This window comes from Hydrogenophaga sp. LT287, from assembly GCF_055702805.1.
In genome coordinates, this window is sequence record NZ_JBVPZC010000012.1 from 74,644 (window position 1) to 90,079 (window position 15,436).

14 protein-coding genes are annotated in these 15,436 nt (G+C 65.9%); 7 read left to right on the top strand and 7 right to left on the bottom strand.

The genetic code is table 11. From position 1 onward, the window contains the following. The first annotated feature begins 6 nt into the window (after positions 1-6). The 5 genes from AC0GNR_RS11190 to AC0GNR_RS11210 all read left to right on the top strand — a co-directional run bounded on the left by AC0GNR_RS11190 (position 7) and on the right by AC0GNR_RS11210 (position 5,624). Positions 7-447, top strand: a complete 441-nt coding sequence (locus tag AC0GNR_RS11190; RefSeq protein WP_472901035.1) for a DUF2147 domain-containing protein — start codon at positions 7-9, stop codon at positions 445-447. Between the two features lie 135 nt (positions 448-582). Further along, a complete protein-coding gene (locus AC0GNR_RS11195) occupies positions 583-2,982 on the top strand; it encodes a 3-hydroxyacyl-CoA dehydrogenase NAD-binding domain-containing protein (protein ID WP_472901036.1) in 2,400 nt (799 codons plus the stop codon). 4 nt (positions 2,983-2,986) lie between these two features. Next, the gene (locus AC0GNR_RS11200; protein ID WP_472901037.1) at positions 2,987-3,421 is read left to right on the top strand and encodes an endonuclease domain-containing protein; all 435 of its coding nucleotides are present in this window, start codon (positions 2,987-2,989) and stop codon (positions 3,419-3,421) included. 24 nt (positions 3,422-3,445) lie between these two features. Then, the gene (locus AC0GNR_RS11205) at positions 3,446-4,651 is read left to right on the top strand and encodes an acetyl-CoA C-acyltransferase (RefSeq protein ID WP_472901038.1); all 1,206 of its coding nucleotides are present in this window, start codon (positions 3,446-3,448) and stop codon (positions 4,649-4,651) included. 151 nt (positions 4,652-4,802) lie between these two features. Continuing rightward, positions 4,803-5,624: an acyl-CoA thioesterase gene (locus AC0GNR_RS11210; protein ID WP_472901039.1), complete on the top strand. Its 822-nt coding sequence runs from the start codon at positions 4,803-4,805 to the stop codon at positions 5,622-5,624. A gap of 7 nt (positions 5,625-5,631) precedes the next feature. Here AC0GNR_RS11210 and AC0GNR_RS11215 read toward each other — a convergent pair whose 3' ends face one another. After that, on the bottom strand, positions 5,632-7,926 hold the full coding sequence (locus tag AC0GNR_RS11215) for a patatin-like phospholipase family protein (RefSeq protein WP_472901040.1): 2,295 nt from the start codon (positions 7,924-7,926) through the stop codon (positions 5,632-5,634). A gap of 289 nt (positions 7,927-8,215) precedes the next feature. On the opposite strand from AC0GNR_RS11215, the gene AC0GNR_RS11220 reads away from it, so the two are divergent. After that, positions 8,216-8,980 carry an enoyl-CoA hydratase gene (locus tag AC0GNR_RS11220; RefSeq protein ID WP_472901041.1) on the top strand — a complete coding sequence of 255 codons (765 nt, stop codon included), beginning with the start codon at positions 8,216-8,218 and terminating at the stop codon, positions 8,978-8,980. A 118-nt stretch (positions 8,981-9,098) separates the two neighbouring features. After that, positions 9,099-9,266: a hypothetical protein gene (locus AC0GNR_RS11225; protein WP_472901042.1), complete on the top strand. Its 168-nt coding sequence runs from the start codon at positions 9,099-9,101 to the stop codon at positions 9,264-9,266. 4 nt (positions 9,267-9,270) lie between these two features. On the opposite strand, the gene AC0GNR_RS11230 is transcribed toward AC0GNR_RS11225, so the two are convergent. The 6 genes from AC0GNR_RS11230 to AC0GNR_RS11255 form a co-directional block, all read right to left on the bottom strand. Next, entirely contained in the window at positions 9,271-9,921 is a 651-nt protein-coding gene (locus AC0GNR_RS11230; protein WP_472901043.1) for a glutathione S-transferase, read from the bottom strand. A 16-nt stretch (positions 9,922-9,937) separates the two neighbouring features. Beyond that, positions 9,938-10,546, bottom strand: a complete 609-nt coding sequence (locus tag AC0GNR_RS11235) for a hypothetical protein (RefSeq protein WP_472901044.1) — start codon at positions 10,544-10,546, stop codon at positions 9,938-9,940. Between the two features lie 60 nt (positions 10,547-10,606). Beyond that, on the bottom strand, positions 10,607-11,032 hold the full coding sequence (locus AC0GNR_RS11240) for a BLUF domain-containing protein (protein WP_472901045.1): 426 nt from the start codon (positions 11,030-11,032) through the stop codon (positions 10,607-10,609). A 228-nt stretch (positions 11,033-11,260) separates the two neighbouring features. Further along, entirely contained in the window at positions 11,261-12,199 is a 939-nt protein-coding gene (locus AC0GNR_RS11245; protein WP_472901046.1) for a Tim44 domain-containing protein, read from the bottom strand. Positions 12,200-12,409: 210 nt separating this feature from the next. After that, positions 12,410-13,996: a Na/Pi cotransporter family protein gene (locus tag AC0GNR_RS11250; protein ID WP_472901047.1), complete on the bottom strand. Its 1,587-nt coding sequence runs from the start codon at positions 13,994-13,996 to the stop codon at positions 12,410-12,412. Further along, the gene (locus AC0GNR_RS11255; protein ID WP_472901048.1) at positions 13,996-15,363 is read right to left on the bottom strand and encodes an SLC13 family permease; all 1,368 of its coding nucleotides are present in this window, start codon (positions 15,361-15,363) and stop codon (positions 13,996-13,998) included. Before AC0GNR_RS11255 ends, AC0GNR_RS11250 begins: the two co-directional genes overlap by 1 nt. Between the last annotated feature and the right edge of the window lie 73 nt (positions 15,364-15,436).

Genomic DNA, 15,436 nt, shown 5'->3' on the forward strand with positions numbered 1-15,436 from the left:
GTTCACATGATCAAGACTTCCCTGGTTACCGTTGTTCTGGCGGTTTTTGCGACCGGCGCCTGGGCCCAGAGCACCCCCGTGGGCGTCTGGCATTCGATCGACGACAAGACCAAGGAGATCAAGTCCGAGATCGTCATTGCCGACAACGGTGGTGTGCTCTCTGGCAGGGTGGCCAAGCTCTTGCGCAAGGACGCCAAGCAGGACGCGGTGTGCGATCTGTGCACCGACGACCGCAAGGGCAAACCGGTGCTGGGCATGGAAATCATCCGCGATGCCAAGAAAACCGAAGGCAAGGACGTATGGGAGGGCGGCAAAATTTTGGACCCCGAAAACGGCAAGGCTTACACCCTGCGCCTGACACCGATTGAAGCCGGGAAAAAACTGGAAGTGCGCGGTTCGGTGTTCGGCATTGGGCGCACGCAAACCTGGGTTCGGGTGACCAACTGAAGTACCTCCTCCGCGCCCGGCGCGACCCCTTCAAGGGGGCGGCACCAGCAGCCGACCAAGCCGGTTCTGCGGTGCCTCTCGACCGAATCCCCCTCCAGTGCTGCCCATTGAGCAGCGCCCAAAGGAAACCAACTGATGAACCGATTTCAAGTAAAAAAAGTCGCCGTGCTCGGCGCCGGCGTGATGGGCGCGCAGATCGCTGCGCACCTGGTCAACGTCAAAGTGCCGGTGGTGCTGTTCGACCTGCCGGCCAAGGAAGGCCACAAAAACGGCATCGTGACCCGCGCCATCGACAACCTGAAAAAGCTCAAGCCCTCGCCGCTGGGCGTGGCGAGCGACGCCGAGCTGATTGGCCAGGCCAATTACGAAGAGCACATGGAGCAGCTGCGCGACTGCGACCTGATCATCGAAGCGATTGCCGAGCGCATGGACTGGAAGCTCGACCTGTACACCAAGATCGCGCCTTTCCTGGCACCGCACGCGATCGTGGCGAGCAACACCTCGGGCCTGTCGATCACGAAGCTGAGCGAAGCGCTGCCCGAGAGCATCAAACCGCATTTTTGTGGCATCCACTTCTTCAACCCGCCGCGCTACATGACGCTGGTGGAGCTGATCGCCACTCCCACCACCGAGCCGCAGGTGCTGGACGACCTGGAAGCCTTTGTCACCAGTGGGCTGGGCAAGGGCGTGGTGCGGGGCAAAGACACGCCCAACTTCATCGCCAACCGCATCGGCATTGCCGGCATGCTGGCCACGATGAAAGAGGTGGACAACTTTGGCCTGACCTTTGACGTGGTGGACGACCTGACCGGCAAGCGCCTGGGCCGCGCCAGCAGCGGCACCTTCCGCACCGCCGACGTGGTAGGGCTGGACACCATGGCCCATGTGGTCAAGACGTTGCAGGACAACCTGTCTCTGGAGACCGACCCGTTTTACGAGAGCTTCGGCACACCGCCGGTGCTCAAGGCGCTCATTGACGCTGGCCACCTGGGCCAGAAGGCCAAGGCCGGCTTCTTCAAAAAGGTGGGCCGCGACATCTTGCGCTACGAGCTGGAGAGCGGCGAATACGTGCCCGCGGGTGCCAAGGCCGACGAGGTGTATGGCCGCATGCTCAAGCGCCCGGCCGCCGAGCGCCTGAAGTTGCTGCGCAACGCCGAAGGACCGCAAGGCCAGTTTCTGTGGGCGATTCTGCGCAACAGCTTTCATTACGCCGCCGTGCATCTGGCCAGCATTGCCGACACCGCCCGCGACGTGGACCAGGCCATGCGCTGGGGCTTTGGCATGAAGCAGGGTCCGTTTGAGCTGTGGCAAGAAGCAGGCTGGCTGGACGTGGCAAAGATGGTGCAAGAGGACATTGACGCAGGCAAAGCCCTGAGCCGCGCACCCCTGCCGGACTGGGTGTTCAAAGGCCCTGTGGCCGAAGCCGGCGGCGTGCACACGGCGCAGGGTTCGTGGAACCCTAGCAAGGGCGTGTTTGAAGCGCGCCGCAGCCTGCCGGTCTACGCACGCCAGCACTTCCCCGAGCTGTTGCTCGGCGAAGCGGGTGCAAAGTTTGAAACCGCGGGCACCACCATCGAAGAAAACGACGGCCTACGTGTGTGGACGCTGGACGGCGAGTTGCTGATCGCCAGCATCAAAACCAAAATGCACGCCATCAGCCCCGACGTGTGCGAAGGCTTGATGGCGGCGGTGGACCTGGCCGAGAAGGAATACCAGGGCCTGGTGGTGTGGTCGGGCGACGAGCCCTTCAGCGCCGGTGCCGACCTGCAGGCCATGCTGCCCGCCTTCATGGCCGTGGGTGTGAGCGCCATTGAAGATGCCGAGGGCTTCATGCAGCAAACCATGCTGCGCCTGCGCTATGCCAACGTGCCGGTGGTGAGCGCCGTGCGCGGCCTGGCGCTGGGCGGTGGCTGCGAACTGGCCGTGCACAGCGCGCGCCGCGTGGTGCACATGGAAAGCTACATCGGACTGGTGGAAGTGGGCGTGGGCCTGGTCCCCGGCGCCGGTGGCCTGACCTACATCGCCCGCCGCGCCGCGGAAAACGCCGAAACCTCCACCGCCAAAGACCTGCTGCCCTTCCTGACCGAAGGCTTCACCGCAGCGGCCATGGCCAAGGTGGGTACGAGCGCGCTGGAATCGCGTCAGCTGGGTTATGTGCTGCATTCCGATGTGATCGTTCCCCACAAAGACGAGCTGCTGTTTGTGGCCCTGAACGAAGCCAAGGCCCTGTTTGTCGGCGGCTACCGTGCACCGCACAAGCGCCTGTTGCCGGTGGCGGGCCGCTCGGGCAAGGCCACCATTCTGGGCAGCCTGGTCAATATGCGCGACGGCGGTTTCATCAGCCAGCACGACTTCCACATCGCGTCGCTGATTGCGCACGTGGTGACCGGTGGCGACGTGGACCCCGGCACGCTGGTGAGCGAAGACTATTTGATGACCCTGGAGCGCCAGGCGTTTTGTTCGCTGATCGTGCATCCGAAGACGCAGGAGCGGATTCTGGGGATGCTGAACACCGGGCGGCCTGTGCGGAACTGACGCAATGCAGTCGACCGAGGCCGCAGTGACTTACCCCCTCTCCCGCGTGCGGGAGAGGGTTGGGGTGAGGGCGGACGCCAAGGTGAAAGCACGTGGGTTGCGCGGGCAGATGACCGATGCCGAGCTCCTGCTGTGGCAGCATCTTCGTGGCCGCCGTTTCCAGGATTTCAAGTTTCGCCGGCAGCGCCCGCTCGGCCCTTACATCCTCGACTTCGTTTGTCTGGAAGCAGGCCTGGTGATCGAAGTCGATGGTGGCCAGCACAGCGAGCAGCAGGCATATGACCAAGCGCGAACCACGTTGATTGAAGCCCAGGGCCTGACCGTGGTCCGGTTCTGGAACCATGAAGTGATGAATGAAACACCTGCCGTGCTGGAAAGAATCTGGCACCTGTTGCAGGCCCTCACCCCAACCCTCTCCCGCATGCGGGAGAGGGCGTAAAAACGAATACCGAAGGCACCTCCCATGAAACAGATTCAAGACGCCTACATCGTCGCCGCCACCCGCACCCCCATTGGCCGCTCGCACAAGGGTTCGTTCAAGCACCTGCGCCCCGACGACCTGCTGGCCATTGCGCTGCGCTCGGCGCTGGTCCAGGCCCCGGGTCTTGACCCGAAGGCCATTGAAGACATCATTTGTGGCTGCGCCATTCCCGAAGCGCAGCAAGGCCTGAACGTGGCGCGCATTAGCGCCATCCTGGCGGGCCTGCCCAACACGGTGGGCGGTATCACCGTGAACCGGTTTTGTGCGTCGGGCCTGTCGGCTGTGCAGATGGCGGCCGACCGCATCCGGGTCGGCGAGGCCGAGGTGATGATTGCCGCCGGTGTGGAAAGCATGAGCATGGTGCCCATGATGGGCAATTCGCCCAGCTTGTCGCCCGCCATTTTCAGCAACACCGACGACGTCGAAAAATACGGCATTGCCTACGGTATGGGCCTCACGGCCGAGAAGGTGGCGCAGCAATGGAAGGTGTCGCGCGACGCGCAAGACGCTTTTGCCGTGCAGTCGCACGCGCGCGCCGTGGCGGCCATGAAGGCGGGCGAGTTCACCGACGAAATGACGCCGGTGGAAGTGACCGAGCGCCAGGTGAACCTGGAGACCGCCGAGGTGACCACCACCACCCGCACCGTGAGCCTCGACGAAGGCGCGCGCCCCGACACCACGGCCGAGAGCCTGGCGCGCCTGCGCACGGTGTTTGCGGCCCGCGGCTCGGTCACCGCCGGCAACAGCTCGCAAACCAGCGACGGTGCGGGTGCGCTGATCCTCGCCAGCGAGTCGGCCATCAAGCGCTACAACCTCACGCCGTTGGCGCGTTTCGTGAGCTACGCCAGCCGCGGTGTGCCGCCGCACATCATGGGTATTGGTCCGGTGGAAGCCATTCCGGCCGCGCTGAAATACGCCGGCCTGCACCAGAACGACATCGACTGGTTTGAACTGAACGAAGCCTTTGCCGCGCAGTCGCTGGCGGTCATGAACACGCTGGGCCTGGACCCAGCCAAGGTCAACCCCATGGGCGGCGCGATTGCGTTGGGCCACCCGCTGGGCGCCACCGGTGCCATCCGTGCGGCCACCGTGGTGCACGCGCTGCGCCGGCACAACAAGAAGTACGGCATGGTGACGATGTGCGTGGGCATGGGGCAGGGCGCTGCGGGTATTTTTGAGCGGGTGTGAACACCCGCCCCCCCGCGCCGCTTCGCGTCACCCCCCCCCAAGGGGGGCGGCACTGGCGGCCCGGCAAAGCCGGTTCCGCGGTGCCCTTGCCGAATGCACATCGTCTCGGAGACGACTCAGGATCGGCGCCGTCTTCTGCAAACTGGGGCCCATGAACCCACACATCTTTGACCAGGCCATCGCGCTCACCGCCACCGGTGATGGCCAGTACACCGGTGCTACGTCACCCGCCTACGCCAACATGGTGGGGCCATTTGGCGGTATCACGGCGGCCACGGTGCTGAACGCGGTGATGCAGCATCCCGCCTTGCTCGGCGAGCCGCTGTCGCTCACCGTGAACTTTTGCGCCGCCCTGGCCGACGGCCCTTTCACGGTGTCTGCGCAGCCGGTGCGCACCAACCGCTCGACCCAGCACTGGGTCATGGCGATCACGCAGATCGCCGCTTCGGGCGAGGCTGAGACGGTGGTCACTGCGTCGGCCGTGACCGCCGCGCGCCGTGAAACCTGGAGTGTGGACGACGAGCCCATGCCGGCTGTTCCGACCCCGGCCGAGGTGCCGCCGTACACCGTGCCGTCACCGGTCGAGTGGATCAGGCGCTACGAGATGCGCCCTATCGAAGGCGCGATCCCGAACAGCTGGGACGGTACGGGCAGCGACAGCCTCTCGCGGCTGTGGATGCGTGAGCACCAGCCACGTTCGCTGGACCTCTGCGGCCTCGCTGCATTGGCCGATGTGTTTTTTCCGCGCATCTGGCTGCGCCGCGCCACACACGTCCCTGCGGGCACGGTGTCGATGACGGTGTATTTCCACGCGGGCTCCGCGCTGCTGGCCGAGGTGGGCCACGGCTGGGTGCTCGGCCAGGCGAGGGCGCAGGCCTTTCGTAACGGTTTTTTTGACCAGACCGCCCAGCTCTGGACCGAAGCCGGCCACCTGCTGGCCACCAGCCATCAGGTGGTGTACTACAAAAACTGAAGCTGGCTCACGGCCGGCCCAGGAACAGGTACAGCCCGGTGTAGCCGCGGGGTGCGCTCACCACGCTCAGGTACAGCGGCCCAATGCCGGTATCGGCGCCTACAAACAGACTGCTGCCCGCCCGCAAACCATCAAAGCTGATGTCGCGGCTTTGCGCCCAGGCGTTGCCCGCTTCCAGCGAGCCACCCGCAAACAGGGCTCTTGCCACCCCGATGCGCACCGGCAGGCGCTGGTAGTAGGTGAGGCGCCCAAACAGCAGGTAATTGCCCGCCACCTGGCCCACCCGGTAGCCCGACAGTTGCTGGAAGCCGCCGAGCGAATACTCGTCAAGTGCCCCGGGCGGGATCTGGCTGGCGCGTGCGAAACGCGCCCCCAGGTTGAAGGTGTGCACGCCCCAGGTCTTGACCCCGGTGGCGGTGCCTTCCATGCGGGTGAAACTGGTGCTGCTGTTGCCCTCGAAGCTGCGCCGGCCCGCCACCACCTCGCCTTTCAAGCGGTAGCCGTCCGACGGAAAGTTGGCGAAGTCGAGCTGGTCTGAAATGACGGCTGCGCGCAGGCCCACTTCGCGCCACCCCAGCGATTGCACCACCTCCTTCGGTACCAGTCCGGCCACCAGCTCGGGCGTGGTGCGCCGCTGCGAGGCCACCACGCCCACACGCATGTCACCCAGATTGCCGAGCAAACCCATGGGCCAGCCCACGTCAGCACCGACCTGAATGCCCTGGCGCTGCACGAGTGCAAGCGCATCGCCGTTGGCGCCGAACAGCTCCACCTTGCGCAGGCTCGCGTCCACATACGCCGCCGCAAAGCGCTCGCTGGCGTTGTCCAGCGGCTGGTAGATTTCAGAATACAGACCCAGGGTTTCGCCCAGCTGCACGCGGTTGCGCCATTCGGCGCCGTGCTCGTTGAGCCAGTGGCGGTTGTGGCTGATGCGCAGGTTGAAAGCGCCTTGGCCCTGGAAATCGGTGCGCAGGTCCAGGCCCACGCGCAGGTAGTTGGGGCCCCAGTCGTTGGGGCGCAGGCGAATCGTCAGGTCCTCTTCACCGCTGTTTTCACGCCGGCTCAGGCGGTAGTCCACCCGTTCGTAGTCACCGGTAGCGGCCAGTTTTTGCAGGTCGCCTTCAATCAGCGGCACGTCCACACGCAAGCCTGCCGCGGTGTCCAGGGTCACGGCCAGGCGCTGGGCGCGCTCTTCGCTCACGCCCTCAAAGCGCACGCTGGCAATGCGCCCAATGCGCTGGGTATTGGCCGCCAGCTGTGTGCGGCGCGCGTTGGCCCATTGCTGGTAACGGGTTGGCTCGGCCGCAAAGCGCACCAGGGCTTCGCTGATGCTCTGGGCGTAATCGTTGCCAATTTTGACCAGCTCGGCCGCCCGGTTGAAGTCGGCCGACGTGAGCTGACCCAGCGGCGGCAACAGCAGCAAGTCTTCTGTGGTCAGCGTGGCGATGCTGGCCTGCACGTTTTGTTCGGTCAGGATGTTGACCATCTGCGCCGTGATACCCAGCACGCTGCCCAGCGTTTCGCGCCCAGCCAGTGGGGTACCGATGTTGACCGCAATCACCACATCTGCCCCCATGCGCCGGGCCACGTTCACCGGCAGGTTGTTCACCAGCCCGCCGTCACCCAGCAGGCGGCCGTCCACTTCCAGCGGGGCAAACACGCCCGGCACCGACATGCTGGCGCGCAACGCAGCCGCCAGGTCGCCGTGTTCCATCACCACGGGTTGGCCGGTTTCCATGTCGGTGGCCACCGCGCGAAAGGGGGTGGGCAGGCCGTCAAACGTGGCCAGGTGGCGGGTTGACAGGGTGTAGCGACGCAGCAGCATTTCCAGCGAGCGGGTCGACACGGCGCCACTGGGCAGGCGAAACTCGCCGTCGCGAAAACCCAGCTGCAACACCGGCGAGAGCTCGAAGTCTTCTTCCTTGCGGCGCTGCGACAGCAGCTGGCGTGGCTCGCGGCGGTCAAACAGGTCGCCCCATTCCACCGCCAATATCTCGCGCTCCAGTTCTTCGGCGCTCATGCCGCTGGCATACAGGCCGCCAATGATTGCGCCCATGGACGTGCCCACGATCAGGTCCACCGGCACCTGCGCGGCCTCCAGCGCCTTGAGCACGCCCACATGCGCAAACCCGCGCGCACCGCCGCCCGAAAGCACCAGGCCCACCACCGGGCGGGCGGCGGTGTCTGTGCGCGGCGCAGGCTCGGCGGCCCAGAGCGGTGCGGCCAGCGCCAACGTGGCGCCGGCCAAGCCCAAGAGCAGCAGGCGGTGCAGCAAACGAAGGGAGGCGGAAGCGGTAGGCATGGGTGGGGCGCTCGGGGTGAGCGAGGTCAAAAAATGGGTGCCACGGGCAAGCCCGTTTGCGGCAGCCCAAAGTGTAGGGTGCGTGTCCCGTATTGGGCAGCTGAACCCAGACGGCGCGCACCTTTCGTGTTAATTTGCAAAGCTTGCGCAAAACCGCCACGGCGTTGTTGTCTGGTCCAGGACTTTGCGCAATGCCTGATTGGGTAACTTCCAGCTCCCGACGGTCAGCCTTCAAACCCCTGAACAGGGTTGGCGCAGGCCGTCTCCATCCAGCGACACTTCACTGACCATGAGCGATATCCTCGTCCACACCGAAGCCGGCGTTTGCACCCTCACGTTCAACCGCCCCGACAAGAAAAACTCCATCACCGCCGCCATGTACGGCGCCCTGGCCGACGCGCTGCAGGCCGCAGAAGCCGATGCCAGCGTGCGCTGCGTGGTGTTTCAGGGTGTCGAGACGGTGTTCACTGCCGGCAACGACATTGGCGATTTTCTGAACAACCCGCCCGCCACGCACGACTCGCCGGTGTTCCGCTTCCTGCGCGGAATGGCGCAGTTCCCCAAGCCCGTCATTGCCGCGGTGTGTGGCCCGGCGGTGGGCATTGGCACCACGCTGCTGTTCCATTGCGACCTGGTCTACGCCGGCGACAACGCCGCTTTTTCCATGCCCTTCGTCAACCTGGGTCTGTGCCCGGAAGCCGCTTCAAGCTTGCTGGTGCCCCAGATGCTGGGCTACCACCGCGCGGCAGAAGCGTTGCTGCTGGGCGAGCCTTTCATGGCCGAGGCGGCACTGGAAGTGGGCTTGGTCAACCGTGTGCTGCCCCCCACCGAAACGGCGGGCTATGCGCAGAGCGTGGCGCGCAAGCTGGCGGCCAAGCCCATCAGCTCGCTCATCGAGACCAAGCGCCTGATGAAAAAAGGCCAGTCACAGCAAGTGATGGCGACCATGGCCGAGGAAGGCCAGAGCTTTGGCCGCATGCTCAGCGAGCCGGCTGCGCGCGAGGCCTTCACCGCGTTCATGGAGCGCCGCAAGCCCGACTTTTCTCAGCTCTGAGCGTTCAACGTGGCGCCGCCGAAGGGCGGTGGGCTGTCAGGTTTTTGGGACCCGCGTAAGCTCGCGGGTGATGCAGCGCACGTGTAGCCGCTGCACTCTTTTTATCAGGACGATCACCATGGACGACGACCGTTGCTGCGGCACAGGCACTTGCATCATCAACGACGAAGGCCTCTGCTGGTGCGGCCAGCAGTGGAACGGCGAGCGAATGTGCTTTCCCGAAAAGACGCCCTCAGCGCCCGCCACTGAAACCACCACAGACGCAACGGACGGCGGCGGCGATTGACGCCTTAGCCGGGAAAACGCTGCGGCGTATCGCCGGGCTGCCACACCGGGTATTTCTGCATACAGGTGGCAAACAAGGCGCTGGTTTGCCAGCCTGTCAGCCAGCGCTGGCTGGCGGGCCAGGACGATGCGGTCCACCACGCGGCGTCCACTGCGGCAAACTGCCGCACAAACGGGAACACCGCCGCATCGGCCCAGCAAGGGCCATCACCACCCAGGTGCCCACTGGCCAGCAGGGCGGCTTCCAGTGGTTCGATCAGGCAACGTATCGCTTCGTTACGGTAGGCCGCCTGTGCGCGATCGGGGTGGCGCTCGGGGTATTTGTAGCGGTCCAGCCAGTGTTTGAAGTCGCTGTCGGTGGTGCTCACCAGCTGGCGTGCCAGCGCTCCGTCGCCCCGCTGCAGCCAGCTGGCGTCGCTGGCCTGCGCCAGTGCCCAGTGCATGATGTCCAGGCTCTGCGTCAACACCCCCGCGGTTTCGGTCACCAACACCGGCACGGTGGCCTGGGGCGACACCACCAGCAGCTCCGTCGGCTTGCGTTTCAGGTCCACCTCGCGCAGTTCCACGGGCACCCCGGCCTGGCACAGCGCCAGTCGCGCCCGGATGGCGTAGGGGCAGCGGCGAAACGAATACAGAACGGGCAATGCGGGCGCCACAAGCCTGGCCCCGCTGTCAGGCCGCGCCCACCAGCGCGCTGTAGGCCTGGCGTGTTTGGGGCAACACCGCGCTCAGCACCTGTTCGTGCGACGTTTTCTGTCGAGCCAGCATGCGTGCCGACGCGACCGCTTTGGAGCGGCAATACCAGTGGCAGGTGTGCTGGAACAAAAACAGCTCGGCCGACAGCGTGAACGCCTGTTCTTTGCGAGTCAGGCCAGCTGTATTTTGCAAAGCGCTGGCGAAACCCTTGGCGTGAATGGCCATGAGCTGGCGCAGGTCGAAGGTGGCTGCGGGCAGCCAGCGGCTGGCCAGGGGCACCGCCATTGGCCAGCGCAGCACGCGGGCCTGTTCTTCACCCATGTGGGCCATGTCGGCGGCCAGGCGGCCCATCTGGTCGGCCACCGACTGCTCGGTGCTCACCAGCATGCGCCAGATCGGTTCGCTGCGCTGGGGGTCGCTTTCGCCCAGCGCCCGCAGGTAGCCTTCGGTCAGGTTTTCCATCAGCTTTTCCAGCTGGTACTTGCGCAGATAGCCGCTGAGCAAGCCAATACGCTGGCGCTGCTCCATGTTTTTCATGACGAAGGCGCCCACGCCCAAGGCCAGGATGATGAGGTAAGTGTCCATGCACCTATTGTCGGGCCCCGCGCAGGGCGCCACGCGTCCCTTGCTGCCGCTTTCAGCCCCTCAATGGCTGCGCAGCAGGTGGTCGCGCAGGCTGAGCAGCAGTTTTTTGCCGGTGGCGTCGCCGCTTTCAGCAAAAAGCTCCTGGGCGGTCAGCAGCGCATAGCCCTCCGTGGCCGCCAGTGCCAGTGCGTGGTCGCTCACAAAAGCCATGGACCAGTCGGAAAAACTGCGGGCTTTCAGCGGGGCGTCCCAGATCTTGTCCACCGTCAGGTGCCGGCTGTCCCTGGTGATCGTTTCGTACAGGTTTGTGATGACCGCCCGTTCGCCTTCAATCAACTGGAGGAATTTGCCAGCGTGGTAGACCAGCATGCCCGTGATGCCGAGGGCTGTATTGTCCCTGCGGCACTGGACCAGCAACGCGTGCAGCTCGTGCGGCTTCAGTGGCTTGCTCGCGATGCTGGCGTAAACAATTTCGTGCAGGGCCATGGTGAGCGGCTTATTTTTGGGTGAATGGTGGTGTGCGTGACGCCATCAATATACGCCTTAAGCAGTAAGAGATGCGTCGCACCCCCCCGTCCGTGCCTATCGATGTGTGCCCGCAACGCTTGCGCTGGCCAGACCACTGCGCTCCAACATGCAAAAAGCCCCGGCGCTGGCGCGCAGGGGCTTGAGGAACCGGCTTTGCCTGGCGTTGTGGCCAGGCGCGCAGCGGGTTTACTGCATTTGCTGAATGCCAGCGAGCAACCAGCCACCCGAGCCCTGGCGGGGCTTGCTCAGGTGCCAGATTTCGTCAAACGTTTCGGTGGCCGCGCTGTCGCCTTCACGGGTTTCGCCAGTGAAGCGCACGCTCACCACGTAGCCGTCGGCGTTTTCTTCCACGTCGATCACGTCACCGTCGATGCGCACCACGTCGGTGTGCTGCTCAGCGGCACCGCGGTCGGCCAGGTCCATTTTCAGTTCGGCAAACATTTCTGGCGTAGTGAACTGGCGCAGGTCGTCCAGGTTGCCGGCGTCGTTGGCGGCTTGCAGTCGGATGAAGTTGACCTTGGCGTTGCGCACGAAACTGGCCACATCAAAGTCGGCCGGGATGCGGTTGCCGGAAGCAGCGTTGGCACCAATGCCAGCGCCGATCATGGAGCCGCCCGAAGCCGTGCCCGTGTAGGCCGCAGCCGGCATGGCCGCTTTGAAGGCGGGCGTTTGCTGCGAGCCACCTGCTGCGCCAGCGCCGGCGTAGGCCATGCCACCACTGGAGCCAGCCTGGGCGGCGGCGCGCTTGCGCATCACCATGCCCACCACCGCCAGCACGGCCATGATCATCAGGCCGATCATGAGCATGTTGGCCAGACCTTCACCAAAGCCCAGGTGCGAGGCCAGTGCCATCAAACCAATGCCCGCCGCCAGGCCGGCGATGGGACCCATCCATTTGCTGCGGCTGGAAGCGGCAGCGGCGGCGGCCGGTGCTGCAGCCGCAGCGCCAGGAGCGGCCGATGGCGTTTGCGCAGGGGTTGCTGTGGGCGCTTTGGCCGGGGTGGCGTCGCGCTGCATGCCCAGCGACTTGCCGCCGCCCATGCGGCGAGCCGCCTCGGCATCCATGGCCACGGTGGACAGGCCCAAGGCAAACACCATGGCCAGCAGCGAAAGGGACTTCTTCATCAAGGTCTCCGGTAAAAAGGGAATAAAACGGATTGAAGGTTAAGGCACACGCGCCGCTTTAAAAAGCAGACAAATATGGATGATTTATTCGTTAAAACGGGACATTTCTGTTGAGAATTCCAGGGTAAACCCGATGGGTGCGAGCGCTGCATGGTGGGCGGTGGGCCGGCTCAGACCTGGCGCCAGGTCCGTCGCAGGCCCACAGCCTGCTTACCCGGCGGTCTGGACGTGCAGCCGGCTGCGCGCCTTCAGGGCTTGCTGCACGGCGCGCCGCAAGGCGCTGTAGCGGCCCAGCAGGGTTTCCATGTCGGCCAGCGGCAGCATGCCTGAGGCTGCCGCAGCCAGCACGGCGGCTTTCAGCGCCTGGTAGCGCGCTTCCATGGCCTGAGGGTCCAGCGCCGTGCCGGCTGGCGCCGGTTCGTCGTGGGCGCTCAGCAGTGCCTGCGTGGCCGCCACAAAGGCCTGGTGGTGCTCCATCAGCGCGGCGTCAGCGGCCGAAGGCAGTTGCAGCGGGGCCGCGGCCAGCGCCTGGCTTGCGCAGGTTGCGTAGTAGCGCTGTATGCGCAGCAGCTCAGCCAACCGTTCGCTGCCCCGGGCGGTCAGGGCCGAGCGGCTCATGCGCTCAACAAATGCCTCCACGGCGGCGTCGAGCTGGGTCATGACGGTCTGGTCGCTCACCAGCGCGGTGGGTGCGGCGCCACCCAAGGCGGCACGCGCCATGCGCACGCACAGCTGCCCGAAGCGGGTCACCTCGCGCTCCAGCGCGTCCAGCGCCAGCGTGGGCACGGCCAACACGTTGTCGTCCAGAAAGCGGGGCTGGGCTTCGTCTTCTTCGCGTGCGCGAAAGCGCTGCAGCAGCCAGCGGGTGAGGCGGTCGGCCAGCGGCCACATGAGCAACACGCCGAGCACGTTGAAGGTGGTGTGAAACAGCGCCAGCTTGGTGGCGGGGTCGGGCGGCAGCTCCAGCGCTTCGCGTGCGGTGGTCAAGGCGGCAATGAGCCAGGGCAACAGCAGCAGCGCCACCGTGCCGGTGAGCAGGTTGAAGATCACATGGGCGGCGGCGGTGCGCCGGGCGTTGGGCGTGGCGCCAATGCCCGCCAGAGCGGTGGTCACCGCGCTGCCGATGTTGGCGCCGATCACCACCGCTGCAGCGCCTTGCGGGCCAATGAGCCCGCTCTGGGCGGCCGCCAGGGTGATGGTCATGGCCGCGCTGGACGACTGCATCAGCACCGTCATCAGCAGGCCAATGCCCAGCTGGGTCAGCACCGAAAGCGCGTCGGTGCCCTGCGGCAGGCTGATCTGGTCGCCCAGGCCCACAAAAGCCTGTTGCAGCAGGCCAATGCCCATGAACAGCAGGCCAAAGCCGGCCAGCGCCGTGCCCAGCGCGCCGCGCCGCTGGTGTTCACCGGCCAGGCGCATCACCGCGCCGAGTCCCACCAGCGGCAGCGCCAGCGCCTCCACGCTGAACTTCAGGCCCACCAGCGCCACGATCCAGCTGGTCATGGTGGTGCCCACGTTGGCGCCAAACACCACCCACACCGCGGGCGCCAGCCCCAACAGGCCGGCGTTGACAAAACCGATGGCGGCCACGCCCACCGCGGTGGACGACTGCACCATGGCTGTGACCAGTGCGCCCGACCCCAGCGCGTGCCAGCGGGTGCGTGTGGCCTTGGTCAAAATGTTGTGCAGGGCCGGGCCGGCCGCCAGCTTGAGGCCGTCGGTCATCATGGCCATGCCCAGCAGGAACAGGCCCAAGCCGCCCACCAGCAGGCTGATCGAATGCCATAGGCTGTCCATTAAAAAACCACCTCGGCCACCAGGGCAATGGCGCCAATGCACACCACGTTGAGCACCAGGCCGCAGCGCATCATGGTGGCCTGCGGCACCAGGTTGGTGGCAAACACAATGGCGTTGGGGGGCGTGGCCACGGGCAGCATGAACGCGCACGACGCCGCCACCGCGATGGCAGCCGCCAGCAGCGGCCCCGACAAGCCCAGCGCCGGCCCCACCCCCAGAAAAATCGGGATTAACAGCGCGGCGCTGGCGGTGTTGCTCACGAGCTCAGTGAGAAACACCACAAAGGCCACCACGCCCAGCAGCAGCCACAGCGCAGGCGCCCCTTGCACGGCACCCACCAGTGCGTCAGCCATGAAGGCGCTGGCGCCGCTCACCTGCATCACCTGGCTCAGCGCCAGCCCACCGCCAAACAGCAGCAGCACGCCCCAGTGCGTCTGGCCTTCGATGGTGTCCCAGTCCAGGGTGCGGCTCGCCACCAGGGCCACCAGGGCCGCGATGGCGATCCAGCTGTCCAGGTCGGCGGTGATGCCCAGCGCCTGGCCCAGCGGTGCGGAGCCGACCCAGCCCGCGGCCGTCAGACCAAAGATGGCCAGCGTGGTGCGCCGGGCGCTGGTCCATTCAAAGGCCTGCGGCTCCAGCACCATGCGTCCGCCCAGGCGCGGGCGCAGCATCAGGTAGAGCACCCCCACCATCAGGGGCATCAGCAGCGCCACCATGGGCAGGCCCAGGCGCAGCCAGTCGGCAAAGCCAATGCCCGCCTGCGCCGCCGCAATGGCGTTGGGCGGGCTGCCCACCAGCGTGCCAATGCCGCCAATGCTGGCGCTGTAGGCCACGCCCAGCAGCACAAACATGCGCTCTCGCGGACCGATGCCGTCAGGCGTGTCGGCTTCGTGTTCATCGCCGTCGCGCAGCAGTCCCAGGGCCATGGGCAGCACCATGGCGGCGGTGGCGGTGTTGCTGATCCACATGGAAAGCAGCGCGGTCAGGCCAAACAGCAGCGCCACGGCTCGGGCGCGGTGCCCGGCCGCCAGGCGCAGCACGGCGTGGGCCAGGGCGCGGTCTAGCCCTTGCTGTTGCAAGGCCGCAGCCAGCGCAAAGCCGCCCAGAAACAGAAAAATGATGGGGTGCGCAAACGACGCCAGGGCCTCGCGCATGCCCATGAGCCCGGCCGCCACGGCCAGCAGCGGCACCAGCAGCGCGGTCACGCTCAGGTGCAGCGCCTGGGTCATCCACAGCGCACCGATGAGTGTGAAAAGAGCCAAGCCCGCGCGCAGCGCGCTGGGCGCCTCGACCGCCTGGTGCACCACGGCGGCCAGCGCCACGCAGGCCAGTGCGCGCAGCAGGGGGCCGGGTGTGCTCAGCGGCATGTGCAGGCCTCCACCGAGCCGAGCGCAAAACCGTTCAACCAAGGACGCGCGCCAAAGCCGGGGGCACGCAACG